Below are 14,552 nucleotides of genomic sequence, written 5' to 3'. Positions count from 1 at the left end.
TATGGAACGATTGAAACAAGCGATGGAGCGTGCCCGCGCCGAGCGGCAGCTTCGATCTGCATCGACCCTCTCGCCCGTCCATTCCATCGACCGCAAACGGGAGGAGCAGGCGCGCAAGAGAGGCGCTGGCATCAGCATCAACTATACCCGCACCGCCAAGGTGTCTACGGATGAGCAGGCCCTGCGCGACGAGCGCATCTTGCTCGCCGAGGGACTCGAGCCCGTCGCCGATGCCTACAAGATATTGCGCACTCAAATCCTGCAGCGGATGCGGGCCAAGGGGCTCCGGACGCTCGCGATCACCAGCCCAAGCCAGGGCGACGGCAAGACGATCACCGCGATCAATCTAGCCATCAGTTTGGCGCGAGATGTCAATCAGACCGTGCTCCTCGTCGATCTCGACATGAAGCGACCCGCGATCGCGAAATACTTCGGCAGGGAGGAAGGACCCGGGATCAGCGACTGCCTCACGTCCAATGTGGAACTCGCGGACATCATGTTCACGCCCAATATCGAGCGGCTGGTCGTCATTCCTGGCCATGAGCGGATCGTGCAGTCCTCGGAGGCACTTTCCTCACCGCGCTTCATGACCATCATGGAAGAACTGAAGACAAGGTACGACGACCGCCTCATCATTTTCGACATGCCGCCGCTGTTCAGCAGCGATGACGTCATCGCCTTTCTGCCGCAAATCGACGCGGCCATTTTGGTCGTGGAAGATGGCAAGGTCACCAAGACCGAGCTTGAGCAAGCCGAGCAGCTGCTCGGAGACAAGTCTGCGGGGATGGTGCTCAACAAGGCAGACCCCACCAGCATCGCCTCCGGTTACTACTGACTCCGAAGACAGCCGCCCCGCCTGCAACCTCGACACCTCGACACGACCTCATAAGGCCGCGTCGAGGTCGCGAAGTGCTAGCCCTCCGCTAGCAGCGCCGCATGAGCAGCAGCCAATCGAGCAATGGGGACACGCGGCCCCGAGCAGCTCACATAGTCCAGACCGACCTTATGGCAGAAGGCGATGGACCCCGGATGCCCGCCATGCTCGCCACAGATGCCAACGTGCAAATCGGGCTTCACCGAGCGCCCCCACTCCACGGCCAGCCCCATGAGCTTACCCACGCCTTTGACATCTAGGACCTCGAAGGGATTGTCCTGCAGGATGTTCGACTGGTTATAGAGCGGCAGGAACTTGTTCTCCGCGTCTTCGCGCGAGAAGGAGAAGGTTGCCTGGGTCAGGTCATTGGTGCCGAAGGAGAAGAACTCAGCCTCTTCAGCCAAGGATTCTGCCCGCATACAGGCACGCACCACCTCGATCATGGTGCCGAACTTGAACGGCACCGGCTTGCCGTAGCGCGCCACGACCTCGGCATGGATGCTGTCCACGTAATCCTTGACCTTGCGCAGCTCCTGCGCGGTACAGACCTGCGGGACCTTGATCTGCGGATGGACCTCGATGCCCGCCTTGGCGCATTCGGCCGCCGCCTCCAGGATGGCACGAACCTGCATTTGATAGATCTCGGGGAAGGTCATGCCGAGCCGTACGCCACGATGACCCAGCATGGGGTTGGTCTCGTAGAGCGCCCTCACCTTCTTGAGCATCGCCTCCTTCTTGGAGATCGCCTCCTCGACGACAGCCGGATCGACCATGCGGCGCGCGGTATCCACCTCGCGTCTGAGTGTCTCAGAGGCATGCAGCAGCCCCATCGCACCCGCGAGAACCGTCACACCCCGCGCGTTCTGAGCCAGCACACGCAGTTCCGAGAGTTCGCGCTCGAGCACATGCTCGTCCGGCAGGAACTCATGAATGGGCGGATCGAGTAATCGGATGGTCACCGGGTTGGGCGACATCACCTCGAACAGATCGCGAAAATCCGTCCGCTGCAGCGGCAGCAGCTTGTCGAGCGCAAGCTGACGCTGCTCGGGCGTATCGGCCACGATCATCTCGATGACGATGGGCAGACGCTCGACGTCATTGAACATCCGCTCGGTCCGCGCCAAGCCGATACCCACTGCGCCATAACGGCGCGCGCGGCGCGCGTCGTCCGGGGTATCGGCATTCGCCATAACCTTGAGCCGTGCCATCTCGTCCGACCAAGCCAGCAAGGTATTCAGCTCAGGGGTAAAGTCCGGTTCCACCGTCGGAATCGCCCCGAGGTAGACCTTGCCCGAGGTCCCGTCGATGGTGATGACGTCGCCTTCCTTGAAGCTGCTGATACCGACCCGCGCCTCACGACGGTTGACATCGACACTAATGCCTTCCGCGCCAGCGACGCAGGGCTTACCCATACCACGCGCCACCACGGCCGCGTGTGAGGTCTTGCCGCCGCGCGACGTCAGGATCGCCTCGGACGCGAAGAAGCCGTGAATGTCCTCCGGCTTGGTCTCCTCACGGACCAGAATCACCTTATGGCCCTGCTCCCTTCCGAGCTGCTCGGCCCGGTCCGCGTCGAAGACCGCGATGCCCGAGGCCGCGCCAGGCGACGCCGGTAGCCCCTGCGCCACGGCGTCGGCCTTGATCGTCGGATCCAGCCGCGGGAAGAGCATTTGCTCGAGCGAGTCGGGCTGGATGCGCAGCAGTGCCTCTTCCTTGCTGATGAGCCCCTCGCTCTCCATCTCGACCGAAGAGCGCACCATGGCGATGGTATTCATCTTGCCGTTGCGCGTCTGCAGGCAGTAGAGCTGACCGCGTTCGATCGTGAACTCGAAGTCTTGCACCTCGCGGTAGTGGGTCTCCAGTTTGTCGCGCAGTGCGTCGAGCTGGTTGGCCATATCAGGCATCTCGACCCTGAGCCGATCGATGGGCTTCGGGGTACGAATGCCGGCGACGACGTCCTCGCCCTGAGCGTTGATCAGATACTCGCCGTAAAGCTTGTTCTCGCCAGAGGCCGGATTACGGGTGAAGGCAACACCTGTCGCCGAATCGTCTCCTCGGTTGCCAAACACCATGGTGCAGACGTTGACGGCCGTCCCATCGGCCATCTCCGGAGTGATGTGGAATTGCTTGCGGTAGTCGACCGCACGCCGCCCCGTCCAGCTGTTGAAGACCGCCTTGATGGCAATCTCGAGCTGCTGATAGGGGTCCGATGGGAAGGGGTGGCCGGTCGCATCCTCCACCACCTTTAGAAACCGCTCGCTGGCATCACGCAGGTCGTTCGCGGACAAGTCAACGTCCTGCTTGGCGTGCGCGGCTTCCTTGATCTCTTCGAATTCTTTGTCGAAGGCCTCGTCCGGCACACCCAGGGCGACCTTGCCGAAGAGCTGAATGAAGCGGCGATAGGCGTCGTAGCCGAAGCGCGGATCGTCGGTGGCATCGATCACGCCTTGCAGCGTATCCGCGTTCAAACCGAGGTTGAGAATGGTATCCATCATGCCGGGCATGGACATTGCCGAACCCGAGCGCACCGACACCAGCAAGGGATTCTTGGCATCGCCGAAACCCTTGCCGGTCTTTTCTTCCAGCGCCCGCATCTGCGCATGCACGTCGTCGAGCAGGCCGGGCGGCAATGCCCGTTTGGAATCTGCGAGATACTGCAAGCATGCCTCGGTCGAGATCACGAAGCCGGGCGGGACATTCAGCCCGATCTGGGTCATCTCACAGAGATTGGCACCCTTCCCCCCGAGCAGTTTCTTGTTCTTTCCATCTCCTTCCTCGAAAGCGAAAACATACTTGGCTGTGGTGTCCATCGGTTGGATCGGCCTCTCTAGCAGGTTGAGTTGATTGGATTGAGTTCCAGGCTGTGTAAAGCCCTGGCAGACGCGCAGCTCGCGGGCTTATTGTGGCAGACCTCGCGGCAAGCGCTAGCCTTCGAATAGTGAATATTCGTTTCTTGATGATCGAGGCCAGCTTACGATCGGGCCAGAGTTCAGAAAAGCAAACCTCGCCCGCCGCCCGCTCACCACCTATCGGTTTTATGTAGCCAGGGCTTCCAGCCCTGGCAAACCAGGCCAGGATGGCCTGGCTACGCAGGCTTGGAGCGGCTGTTCCGGTTGATTTCGGGAAACCGATAGGTGTTGAGCGCCGCCCGAACGGCGGTTGAAGCGCGCGAATAGGCTATCAGCTCTCACCTGATGAGGGCACGGGATTCAGCACGAATCGACGCCAAGAGACCATCAAGATATTGATCTTGAGATCTTTAGAGGGTGTCCATCAATTGTTTCCCGATGCGAGCGATGCCGCCCGAAATCCCCCCTAGCCCCCTTTGCGAAAGGGGGGAAGTTGTTGATGGACGCTTTCTTAGCAACCGAGACCAGACAGAGGAATAGAGGCTGAGGCGCCTTGGAGCAGGACAGGGACGAGAAGTGCCAGCCTTGACGAAACGCCAAGCCGCGAGCCGTTCCGCGCGCGGCTCGCAACGGAGTCAGCCCCTTTTGATCAAACCCAAGAAAGGCCGGCCTTCCTGAAAGCGATGCCACCTTCACTCGGAGTGCTTTGGTTGAAGGAGGCAAGGATGAAGAGACCGTCAAGCCCCCCAGCGGTCGACTCGCAGCAGGCGTCAGAACGGGCGCAAGTCGCCCTGACTGCAAGCAGCCCGCGACCTCCAAGCCCGGCACTCATCACTTTCAGCTCATTCAGCTCAGTCGCGAGCCGAGTAGGCAACCACCCCGCCACCCTGACGCCGCGCAGCCGCACAGGCCGCCCCAGCCTCTTCGAGCGCAACCTCGATGGACTCCCAGCCAGACGTCGACGCCGTGACCCCAACACTCAGGCAGACCTCCAGCCGCTGCCCCGCGAGCGCGATCTTGAGCGCTCCGACATCCTCGAGCAGAGACGTCCCGATCGCCAGCGCACGGTCTGGGGCCGCAACCTCGCAAAGCACGGCGAAATCCTCAGTGGTCAACCGCGCGAGCGCAATCTCTTGGGTAAAGAACCGGCGCAGGCTGTCGCCCAGGATCTCGACCGCCTGCTCCGACATCCAAGCGGAAGGGACCTGCCGAATGATCGCGTCCCTGTCGATGTGGACGCAGAGCAGACAGAGCGTGGCCCCGCGGCGCGTCGCGCAACGCATCGCCGGGTCGACCCTGTCCCTGAACCCAACCGCATCTAAGAGATCCGCGCGCTCGTCTAGCTCGCCCGGCAGTTCGGCAGCTGGCTCGACTCCGGCCTGTGCGGAGTGCGGGGATGCCGGAGTCGAGCCATGCCAACCGGCTTGTCCATCCGAACCCTCGGCGCGCAGCGGTCGGTCGTGGCCAAACTCGAGCCGCGGGAGAAAACGCAGCCCTAGAACATCGCAGGAAAGCTCGAGAAGGCTTTGGTGCCAAGCCTCGAAGCCCAGTGGCTCGCGCCCCCAGACGGCGACGGTCCCGACAACAACGGCTCGAGCGCGGATCGGCACGACCATGAGGCTTCCCGTCAGCGCATCGGTCCGTCGGAAGAGATCCGGCTCATGCCGGATCGCGCCAGCACGGATGACCTCCATGGAAAGCCGGCCGACCAGCTCGACGAGTGGCGGCGACATCCCTCGGCCGGCATGGAGATCCGCAAGGATCTTGGCGCGCCCGTCGAACGCAGCGCGGTTGAAATGAATGGCGCAGCCATCGATTTCCTGGTGCTCCATCAGCACCTGAACAACCGTTGCAGGCACCAGGTGCTCCTGATCTCGACCCAAGGCCGTTACCAGCCCCCTCATGGTCGCGAGGGCGTCGACGAGGAAGAGGACGCCAGGCTCGGGACGCTCATTGCTCGCGCGCGACCTGATCATGACGCCGATCCCGCCAAGACGGCGGCCAAGTCTGCGATGTCCTGAGACCGCGCCTGCCAACACTCAACGAGGTGATCCCAGGCAAGGGGAGGAACGCCCAGAGCCTCTCGCAGGAACCAATGCGCACGCCCCCAGTCAGCTGGAAGCGCGTCGGCGAGACAATCCTTGCCCACTGCATCGGCCAAGGTGACGACGGCCACGAGGCGCCAATGGTCGCCTCGATAGTCGACCTCGCGGTGGTACGCCATCACGGCAGCGACGTTTGATGGAAGGCGCCAAGCCCGCGCGAGTTCGATACCCGCGTCGACGTGATCCATCCCAGCCAGCTCGCGCTCCACCTCGGCGAGGTGCCGCTCGGGTTGCGCCTCCAGCTCCCGAAAGACCAGCCCCATGACGTCCGGGGCGACATGCACCAGCGCCAGGAGCCCGAGGCTATGCAGCAGCCCGCCGAGATAAGCTTCCGAAGGACTGGGCGCGTCCTCGGCCTGGACGCTCGGCGCCAGGAACTGAGCGAAGGTCGCCGTCATCATGGCATGCCGCCAATACCTCATGACATCGAACCCGCGACAGCTCCGGACATCGAAGGGCTGACTCAAGATCAGGGAGAGGGAGAGGTCCCGCACCAGGTTCAGCCCGAGGAGGCGTATGATGGCGTCCGAAATACTGCGGACAGGCATCGGGCTCCTGAAGAAGGGCGAGGCTGCAACGCCCAGGATGCGCGCGGCCAGTGCAGGCGTCTGCTCGATCAGCGCCACGAGATCAAGAATGTTGAGTTCCGGATTCGTCAGCAGTCGAAGCAGCTCTTGGGATCGCCGTGGCAAGGGGGGCAATGACGACAGACGCTGGATGCGCGCTTTGGCGGCAGTCGCCCCGACCGACGCCAACGGGGGGCGCGCGTCGTCGTTCTTGTGTATGCTCATCACGCTGTGTGTCCTGACTCCCTGAAATCGCCTTTACAGGAGTAACAAGCCAGCGAGATGAGCGCCTGATGGGAGCCTAAGGGTTTTCTAATGCTTTGCTGAGGGTGGTCTGAGGGACGCCTTATCCTGGGCAAAAGACCACAGCCGCCATCAGCGGGGCGAGCCCAGTCAGCTGCGACCAGCTGCATTGTCTCTCCAGCTGCATCGTCTCTAAGAAAGTGCTCATCAACAACTTTCCCCCTTTCGCAAAGGGGGGCCAGGGGGGATTTCGGGCGGCATCGCTCACATCGGGAAACAATTGATGGACACTTTCTAAGGTAGAGTGCCGCTTCACGCATGACATCCAATCCACGCGATCAGACACTGCGAATTGGCGCTTGGGAGCTGATCCCCGCCAGGGGCCTGCTCCGCCGCAACGGTGAAGAGACGCGGCTCGAGCCGCGCCATGCCGACCTCCTGATCTTCCTCGCGGAGCATCCGGGCGAGGTCGTGAGCACGGAGGAGATCCTGTCCCGCGTCTGGAGCGGGACCCTGGTCGGCGACCATTCGCTCTATCAGGCCATCGCCAAGCTACGCAAGGCGCTGGGCGATGACAGCGCGCAAAAGCGCTATATCGAGACCGTCCCCAAGCGCGGCTACCGACTCCTCGCGGAGGTCGTCAAGACGGCAGAGATCGACGGCGATCGAGAGCCCACTCCGCCTCGCTCGCCGACGCCTTGGACAGCCAGCCCGCGGCACCTCCTGCCGCTGGCTGCGGCGCTCCTCGTCGTCATCCTGGCGCTCAGCTTCTGGCACTTCCTTCCGCAAGCGCCAGACGAGGCAACGCCAGCAATTCGTCCACGACTCCTTGTGCTCCCCTTCGCCAGCCTCTCCGACAAGGCAGCGGATCACTTCATCGCCGAGGGCTTTTCCATCGAGCTTGCCCATCTGCTCGGCGTCAGCCACCAACTGCAGGTACTGGGACCAGTCTCAGCAAAACTCGCGGCGGAGAGCGCCTTGGACGTGACCGAGGTCGGCCAGCGGCTGGACGCGGATTTCGTCGTGACCGGCAGCCTGAGACGCGCGGCGGATCTCTTGCGGATCTCAGCAACGATCACGGACACGGCCTCTGGCAGTCAGCGCTGGAGCCAAATCTTCGAGCGTCACGACGGCGATATCTTCGGCCTCCAGGCCGAGGTGGCGCGGCAGATCGCCGAAGCCTTGCAGGCCAACCTCCAGGGTCGACCGACGCCCCCGGCAAGCGCCGCGAGTGGCGACGCCAAGGCCGCCTATGGCTATTTCCTGCTGGGCCAATCGCATCGCAGAAACCGCTCGGCCGCCTCGCTCACCCTGGCGCGCGACGCCTTCGAACAAGCCCTGCAGCTCGATCCCGGCCTGGTCAGCGCCAAGCGCGAGCTGGCAGCCACCCAGCTGCTGCTTTCTTTCTACGACAATCTGGGTTTTCGCGAGGCGCTTGAGCAGGCAGAGCCCCTGTTGGAGCAGGCCCTAAGAGCCACGCCGGATGACCCGGAGCTACTGGGAACCATCGGCCTCTCCCATTACCTCAAGGGCAGCTACGGACTCGCGGAGGAATACCTAAGACGGGCGATCACCGCCGACCCCAGCTACAGCGAGGGCTGGATGTGGCTAGGCCTGGCCGAGCGTCAGCAGGGGCGACTGCGCGATGCGATCGACGCCTTTCGACAGGCCCGCGCGCTCGAGCCGCTCATGGTCTCCACGAGCGTCAACCTCGCCAATGCCTTGAGCTGGTCTGGCGAGCCACAAGCCGGGCGCAAGCTGCTGGAGGAGCTAGTCCAAACCATTCGTGACGCGCCCCAGGCCTATCGCGTCCTGTCCGGCATCGCCCTCGAATCGGGCGACCTGGTCGCGGCGTATCGCTGGGCACAAACGGCTTTGTCGATCGATCCCGAGGATAGCGTCTCCAAGGGCAGCATGGCCCTGGTGCTCGCCTACTTGGATCAGTACCAGGCCGTGCGCGAGCTACTGACCAGCAATCGAGAGCAGCCCACGCATGGCCGCGCGGTCCAGCTCTACTTGGATCGCATGAGCTTGATGATCGGCAGCGTCCCGATCGAGGATGTCGCCGACCGCTACGAGTCGAGGCTCATCGCCTCACCGCGCGTCCAAGAGATCGAGTGGCGTCTCGCGAACGCACGACTCGGCCTGGCGGATGCCTTCGCCGGAGACCTGGACAGCGCGCGTGACCGACTCGCCAGGAGCTTGGAAGGCCGCGTCCACCCGATCGAGCGGACAGACTACGACCTCTTCGTCTGTACCACCCTCGTCGACGTTCAGACCCGACTCGGCGCGCACGACGCCGCCCGCCAGTGGCTCAGGCGCTGCCAAGGGGACTTCGAGGCCGCACGGCAATACGGCTGGGACAGCCTCGCGATGCGCTACGTCCGAGCGCGACTCGCCCGCCTTGGCGGCGACTCGACGCAGGCACTCGAGCATCTCCGCATCGCCGTCGCGCACGGCTTCCGAAACGGCAAGTTACTTGCCGCAGACCCGGTTTTCGAGCCGCTTCGCCAGACAGCTGCATTCCAGGACATCCAGACGAGGATTCAAGACCTCGTCCGCAAGGACTGGGAAGAGACCAAAAACCCCCTCGCGTGCCAGCAGCCGAATGGAGCAAGCTGCGACCCTGCGGAGAACGACCCAGGCGCCCCACAGCCTCAGGCATCATCGGCCGAGCCAAGTCAGACCGACCCGCACAAAAACCCAGCCGACTTGCCGTAAGAGGCATGGTTTATACTGCACGGTTTAGCATCCGCCCGACCACGAGCCTGAGCACATGCTGGACAAGAATTACGATCCTCAGACCCTGGAGAAAACCTGGTACCAAACTTGGGAGGAGCGCGGCTATTTCGTCCCGTCCGACCAAGGAGATGCGGGCGCTTACTGCATCATGATCCCGCCGCCCAACGTCACGGGCAGCCTGCACATGGGACATGCCTTCCAGGACACCATCATGGACGCCCTCACCCGCTATCACCGGATGAAGGGCGAGCGCACGCTCTGGCAGGCCGGCTCGGACCACGCCGGTATCGCCACCCAAATGGTCGTCGAGCGCCTGATCGACGCCGAGGGCAAGACACGGCACGACTACGGCCGCGAGAAATTCCTGGAGCGCGTTTGGGAGTGGAAGGCAGAGTCCGGCGGCACCATCACCCGCCAGCTCCGGCGCATGGGCTCATCGCTTGATTGGGAGCACGAGCGCTTCACCATGGACGAGGGGCTCTCGAACGCGGTGCGCGAGGTCTTCGTCCGGCTTTTTGAGGAAGGCTTGATCTACCGCGGCAAGCGCCTGGTCAACTGGGACCCGGTGCTCCACACCGCCGTCTCCGACCTGGAGGTGCTTTCCGAGGAAGAAAGCGGGCACATGTGGGACATGCGCTATCCGGTGGTCCAGCCGGAAGGTGCCAAGGAGCAGGTCTACATGGTGGTCTCCACCACCCGCCCCGAGACCATGCTCGGTGACTGCGCGGTGGCGGTGAACCCGGAGGACGCCCGCTACAAGCACCTCATCGGCGAATTCGTCGAGCTGCCGCTGACCGGCCGGCGCATCCCCATCATCGCCGACGAGCACGCCGACCCCGAGTTCGGCACCGGCTGCGTCAAGATCACGCCCGCGCACGACTTCAACGACAACCAGGTCTGGCAGCGTCATCGCGACGAGACGGGCATCGCCGAGCAGCCGCACGGCGGGCTCATCAACATCTTCACGCCGGATGCCGCCATCCGCGACAACGAACCCGAAGAAGGCCAGCTCCTGCCCGCCGCCTACATCGGCCTGGACCGCTACGAGGCCCGCAAGCGCATCGTCGCCGACCTGGAGGCCCTGGGTCTGCTCGCCAACATCAAGGACCACCGACTGCAGCAGCCGCGCGGCGACCGCTCCGGCGCCGTCATCGAGCCCTATCTGACCGATCAGTGGTACGTGCGCGTCCAACCGCTCGCCGACCCAGCCATCAAGGCCGTGGAGAATGGCGACATCCGCTTCGTGCCGGACAACTGGAAGAACACCTACTTCGAGTGGATGCGCAACATCCAGGACTGGTGCATCAGCCGCCAGATCTGGTGGGGCCACCGCATCCCGGCCTGGTACGACAGCGAGGGCAATGTCTACGTCGGCCGCTCTGAGGCGGAGGTGCGCGAGCAGCACGGTTTCGGCCCCGAGGTCGCGCTGCGTCAGGACGAGGACGTGCTCGACACCTGGTTCAGCTCCGCGCTCTGGCCCTTCAGCACCCTGGGCTGGCCGGAGGAGACCGAGCGGCTGAAGACCTTCTACCCGACCTCCGTCCTGGTCACCGGCTTCGACATCATCTTCTTCTGGGTCGCCCGCATGATCATGATGGGCCTCAAGTTCATGGGCGACGTGCCCTTTCGCGAGGTCTACATCCACGGTCTGGTGCGCGACGCCCACGGCGACAAGATGTCCAAATCCAAGGGCAACGTCCTTGACCCTATCGATCTCATCGACGGCATCGAGCTGGAGCCCCTGGTCGAGAAGCGCACCAAGGGCATGATGCAGCCGCATCTGGCGGAGAAGATCGCCAAGGCCACGCGCAAGGACTTCCCCGATGGCATCCCCGGCTTCGGCACCGACGCCCTGCGCTTCACCTTCGCCGCGCTCGCCTCAACCGGCCGCGACATCAAGTTCGACCTCAGCCGCACCGAGGGCTACCGCAACTTCTGCAACAAGCTCTGGAACGCCTCGCGCTACGTGCTCAAGAACACCGAGGGGCAGGACTGCGGCGCTGGCTCCGAGCCCGTCGAGCTGAGCGCCGCCGACCGCTGGATTCGCGCGCGCCTGGAGAGCACCACCGCAGCGGTCACAGAAGCCATCGAGGGCTACCGCTTCGACCTGGCCGCCCAGGCGATCTACGAGTTCACCTGGAACGAGTTCTGCGACTGGTACTTGGAACTCTGCAAGCCGGTCCTCACGGGAGATGCCGCATCCGATGCCGCCAAGCGCGGCACCCGCCAAACTTTGGTGCGGACGCTCGAAACCCTCCTGCGGCTGGCGCACCCCATCATGCCCTTCATCACCGAGGAGATCTGGCAGAAGGTCAAACCGCTCGCCGGCGTCGATGTGGACACCATCATGCTGGCGCCCTTCCCGGTGGCCGACGCAGGCTCGGCGGACCCGCAAGCGGTCGCCGAGATCGCCTGGGTCCAGCAGTGCATCCTGGGGATCCGCCGCATCAAGGGCGAAATGAACATCCCGCCCGGCAAGCCGCTGCCAGTGCTGGTCGCCAACGCCTCGAATCAGGATAAGGTCTGGCTGGAAACCGCCCGTCCCTACCTCGACTTCCTCGCGCGCACCGAATCCATCAGCGTCCTCGACGACGAATCCGAGGCGCCCGAGTCCGCCATCGCCTTGGTCGGCAGCATGAAGCTGCTCATCCCCATGGCCGGCCTCATCGACAAGAACGCCGAACTCAAGCGCCTCGACAAAGAGATCACTCGGCTCACGGATGACATCGCGCGGACAGAGAAGAAGCTGGCGAACCCGAGTTTCGTCGACAAGGCGCCCGAAGCGGTCGTCCAGAAGGAGCGCGACAAGCTCGCGGAGCACGCCGCCGCGATCGGCAATCTAGAGGCGCAGCGGGTGAAGATCGCCGCACTCTGAGGTCGGAAGACCCTTTAGGCGATTTCTGTCAAAGCCCATACCCGCTGACTTGTCTTGAGGCCCGCCTTCCATGTCGCACCGGCGGTGCTCCTTGAAGACAAACCTCGATCCGGCGCCATCTGGTATGAGATTTTCCGACAATCGCCTTATTGGACCGGTGATCGTCAGCAAGGAGGCTCGAACATGGCCTACGATATCCATCTTGAGCAGTCTGCAAACCGCCATTACTGCGACGCTAAGCTCCTGATGGACAAACAGCGTTTCGACACCGCCGGATACCATTTCGGAATCGCGGCGGAATGCGCAATCAAGCACCTGATGCGCAACGCTGGCGTCAGGGCCGACGACCCAGCGATTTGGAAGCATTTCGGCTCTCCCGGAATTCAGGTGATCGATAAAATGCTTTGATAACAGTCACTTGAACTCGAATTATCGGTACACAGAAGCTTCGAAATGATGCTGAGCGAAAGAGAAGTAAGCAACTGATTTGTAAGCATCTGCTAGCCGAAAAGGGCGTATCCGTGCAGATCGAGGTACACCCTCTGAAAAAGCCGCTTTCGATTGGTGAAGCCGTAGCCGCGCCGTTTGAGCACTTTGATTTTGTTATTGAGGCCCTCGACAAACCCGCTGGTTTGGCGCTCGATGAAATAGTTCGCAATGATCTCAAGATGCGTCGTGAGGGTCTTGATGAAGCGATTGAAACAGCTCAGGCCACGCTTGGTGACGCGCCGGATCCAGGCGCGCAGTCGGCGCTTGCCTTGTCCTTTCGTCAGCGGGGCTTCGTAGATGGCGGTCAGCGCTTCACTGAGGGCATGGGCCTGGTGGAGCTTGGGCGAGAATTCAAAGACGCGCCGGCGAATCCGGCGCTCATCGGCACTCAGATCGGCGTCGGATTTGCGTAGAATCCAATGCACGTTCTTCAGCGATTCATACTCGGTTTTCGACAGTTCGCCTTTGAGGCGACGCATCTCTTTCTTGCGCAAGGACTCGACACCGTCGCGATAGAGTTTGGCGACGTGAAAGCGATCGGCGCAGACCGCCACCCGGCGCCCGAAGACGGCCTTGGCCGCGCCCAGGAAGCCGGCGTACAGATCCGAGCAGACAAGCTCGACGGTGGCCCGTAAGCGCTTGGGGATACTCTTGAAAAATGCCTTGACCGTGGCCTTGGTGCGGTCGGCGAGGATCGCCAGGATGGTCAGTTGACCATCGGCGAGACGGGCACTGACGACCGTCACGAAGTCGCGATGCCCTTTCTTCAAGGCAATTTCATCGACCCCGATGATCGGCAACTGCGTAAAGCGGCTCCAATCGACCTGCTCGGCGACATAACGCTTCAGCACGCCTTCAATGGCATCCGAGCCAAGCGCCTGCTTGCGACTGACGTCTTCAACGGTGCTGTTGATCAGCGTCAGCAAGACCTCCTGCTCAAACGCCTTGGTCAGGCGGCTGCGCGGCGTATACCAGTCCAATGTCTGCGTGGTCGTCGGTCGATCCTCGCAGCGCGGGCAACCGTAACGCTCAGGGCGCAGGACAATGAAGACCTGATGACCAAACATCGGTAAATGACGCAGGCTGATCTCCTCACCTAAGGCGAAAAAATCCTCGATCCAGGCTCCACAGCAATGGCAATGGCAACCCTTCTTGGTACTCGTGACGTAGATCTTCAGCACATTGCCTTCATCGAAGACAACACGCTCAATGGCAATGTCAGAGAGACCAATAGAGTGACGAAATTGCTCAGGATCGATCATGCGAAGACTCGTGAATGAAACGGGCTCGAATAGGCTTCGAGCATGGGAAGATAGGTAAGTTGTTGATAAATATTGTATCACACACTACTTGAGATGCGGAAGTGCCTCTTTCGCTATCTAAACCCATTAGTTTATTATGCTCTTTTGCGACAAACGACCACATCTCATCACATTCGATCACGAGACGAACCCTGAATAGCGTGGGCGGATTCAATTCCCGCGGAATAGCTTGGTATTTCTGATTGACATAGGCTTGCAGCCAAGACTCTGAAACCGGGATTGAACGGGCGATGCCTGCGAGTGGAATACGCTCAAGCAAAAGACGATCGATGAGTGCTTTTTTCTCATCGGAAATGGGTTGTTTGAGTGGCTCAAGCACAAACTGTCGGTCGCAATCTTGGCACCGATGATTTTGCTTTCCGGTAGCATTGATGCCATTCATAACGATTCTATTTGAGTCACACGCTGGGCAGGGCCTCGATCATCCTTTGGTCCAAGCGCACAACCGGTGGGAGCGGCGCCCCGCCGCGACGGTCGCGCGATCGCG

8 protein-coding genes and 1 pseudogene are annotated in these 14,552 nt (G+C 62.2%); 4 read left to right on the top strand and 5 right to left on the bottom strand.

Features of this window, described 5'->3' with window-relative positions:
* The first annotated feature begins 1 nt into the window (after position 1).
* Positions 2 to 835 (top strand): CpsD/CapB family tyrosine-protein kinase, encoded by an 834-nt coding sequence (locus G3480_RS16860; protein WP_164655059.1) that lies wholly within the window; start codon positions 2 to 4, stop codon positions 833 to 835.
* Positions 836 to 912: 77 nt separating this feature from the next.
* On the opposite strand, the gene ppdK is transcribed toward G3480_RS16860, so the two are convergent.
* The 3 genes from ppdK to G3480_RS16845 form a co-directional block, all read right to left on the bottom strand.
* The gene (ppdK, locus tag G3480_RS16855) at positions 913 to 3,684 is read right to left on the bottom strand and encodes a pyruvate, phosphate dikinase (RefSeq protein ID WP_164655058.1); all 2,772 of its coding nucleotides are present in this window, start codon (positions 3,682 to 3,684) and stop codon (positions 913 to 915) included.
* An 890-nt stretch (positions 3,685 to 4,574) separates the two neighbouring features.
* Positions 4,575 to 5,699: a diguanylate cyclase domain-containing protein gene (locus G3480_RS16850; protein WP_164655057.1), complete on the bottom strand. Its 1,125-nt coding sequence runs from the start codon at positions 5,697 to 5,699 to the stop codon at positions 4,575 to 4,577.
* A complete protein-coding gene (locus G3480_RS16845; RefSeq protein WP_164655056.1) occupies positions 5,696 to 6,619 on the bottom strand; it encodes an HDOD domain-containing protein in 924 nt (307 codons plus the stop codon). Before G3480_RS16845 ends, G3480_RS16850 begins: the two co-directional genes overlap by 4 nt.
* A gap of 336 nt (positions 6,620 to 6,955) precedes the next feature.
* On the opposite strand from G3480_RS16845, the gene G3480_RS16840 reads away from it, so the two are divergent.
* The 3 genes from G3480_RS16840 to G3480_RS16830 all read left to right on the top strand — a co-directional run bounded on the left by G3480_RS16840 (position 6,956) and on the right by G3480_RS16830 (position 12,662).
* Positions 6,956 to 9,358 carry a TPR domain-containing protein gene (locus tag G3480_RS16840; protein ID WP_164655055.1) on the top strand — a complete coding sequence of 801 codons (2,403 nt, stop codon included), beginning with the start codon at positions 6,956 to 6,958 and terminating at the stop codon, positions 9,356 to 9,358.
* Between the two features lie 55 nt (positions 9,359 to 9,413).
* A complete protein-coding gene (locus G3480_RS16835; RefSeq protein WP_164655054.1) occupies positions 9,414 to 12,254 on the top strand; it encodes a valine--tRNA ligase in 2,841 nt (946 codons plus the stop codon).
* Positions 12,255 to 12,437: 183 nt separating this feature from the next.
* The gene (locus G3480_RS16830; protein ID WP_164655053.1) at positions 12,438 to 12,662 is read left to right on the top strand and encodes a hypothetical protein; all 225 of its coding nucleotides are present in this window, start codon (positions 12,438 to 12,440) and stop codon (positions 12,660 to 12,662) included.
* 92 nt (positions 12,663 to 12,754) lie between these two features.
* Here the strand turns inward: G3480_RS16830 and G3480_RS16825 are convergent, their stop codons facing one another.
* Together G3480_RS16825 and G3480_RS16820 are read right to left on the bottom strand one after the other, a co-directional pair.
* Positions 12,755 to 14,005 carry an ISL3 family transposase gene (locus G3480_RS16825; protein ID WP_164655052.1) on the bottom strand — a complete coding sequence of 417 codons (1,251 nt, stop codon included), beginning with the start codon at positions 14,003 to 14,005 and terminating at the stop codon, positions 12,755 to 12,757.
* Positions 13,992 to 14,465 (bottom strand): annotated as a pseudogene (locus G3480_RS16820) (IS1/IS1595 family N-terminal zinc-binding domain-containing protein); the annotation flags it as partial. The pseudogene G3480_RS16820 and the gene G3480_RS16825, both read right to left, overlap by 14 nt.
* Positions 14,466 to 14,552: the final 87 nt, after the last annotated feature.

Origin of the sequence: Thiorhodococcus mannitoliphagus (assembly GCF_010915725.1) — a bacterium.
Taxonomy (GTDB): domain Bacteria; phylum Pseudomonadota; class Gammaproteobacteria; order Chromatiales; family Chromatiaceae; genus Thiorhodococcus; species Thiorhodococcus mannitoliphagus.
This window is presented reverse-complemented; position numbering and strand designations above follow the sequence as displayed.

Coding starts and splice junctions, on each gene's coding strand:
- G3480_RS16840 (WP_164655055.1), top strand. CDS start 6,956: ATGACATCCAATCCACGCGATCAGACACTGCGAATTGGCGCTTGGGAG.
- G3480_RS16825 (WP_164655052.1), bottom strand. CDS start 14,005: ATGATCGATCCTGAGCAATTTCGTCACTCTATTGGTCTCTCTGACATT.
- G3480_RS16835 (WP_164655054.1), top strand. CDS start 9,414: ATGCTGGACAAGAATTACGATCCTCAGACCCTGGAGAAAACCTGGTAC.
- G3480_RS16850 (WP_164655057.1), bottom strand. CDS start 5,699: ATGATCAGGTCGCGCGCGAGCAATGAGCGTCCCGAGCCTGGCGTCCTC.
- ppdK (WP_164655058.1), bottom strand. CDS start 3,684: ATGGACACCACAGCCAAGTATGTTTTCGCTTTCGAGGAAGGAGATGGA.
- G3480_RS16845 (WP_164655056.1), bottom strand. CDS start 6,619: ATGAGCATACACAAGAACGACGACGCGCGCCCCCCGTTGGCGTCGGTC.
- G3480_RS16830 (WP_164655053.1), top strand. CDS start 12,438: ATGGCCTACGATATCCATCTTGAGCAGTCTGCAAACCGCCATTACTGC.
- G3480_RS16860 (WP_164655059.1), top strand. CDS start 2: ATGGAACGATTGAAACAAGCGATGGAGCGTGCCCGCGCCGAGCGGCAG.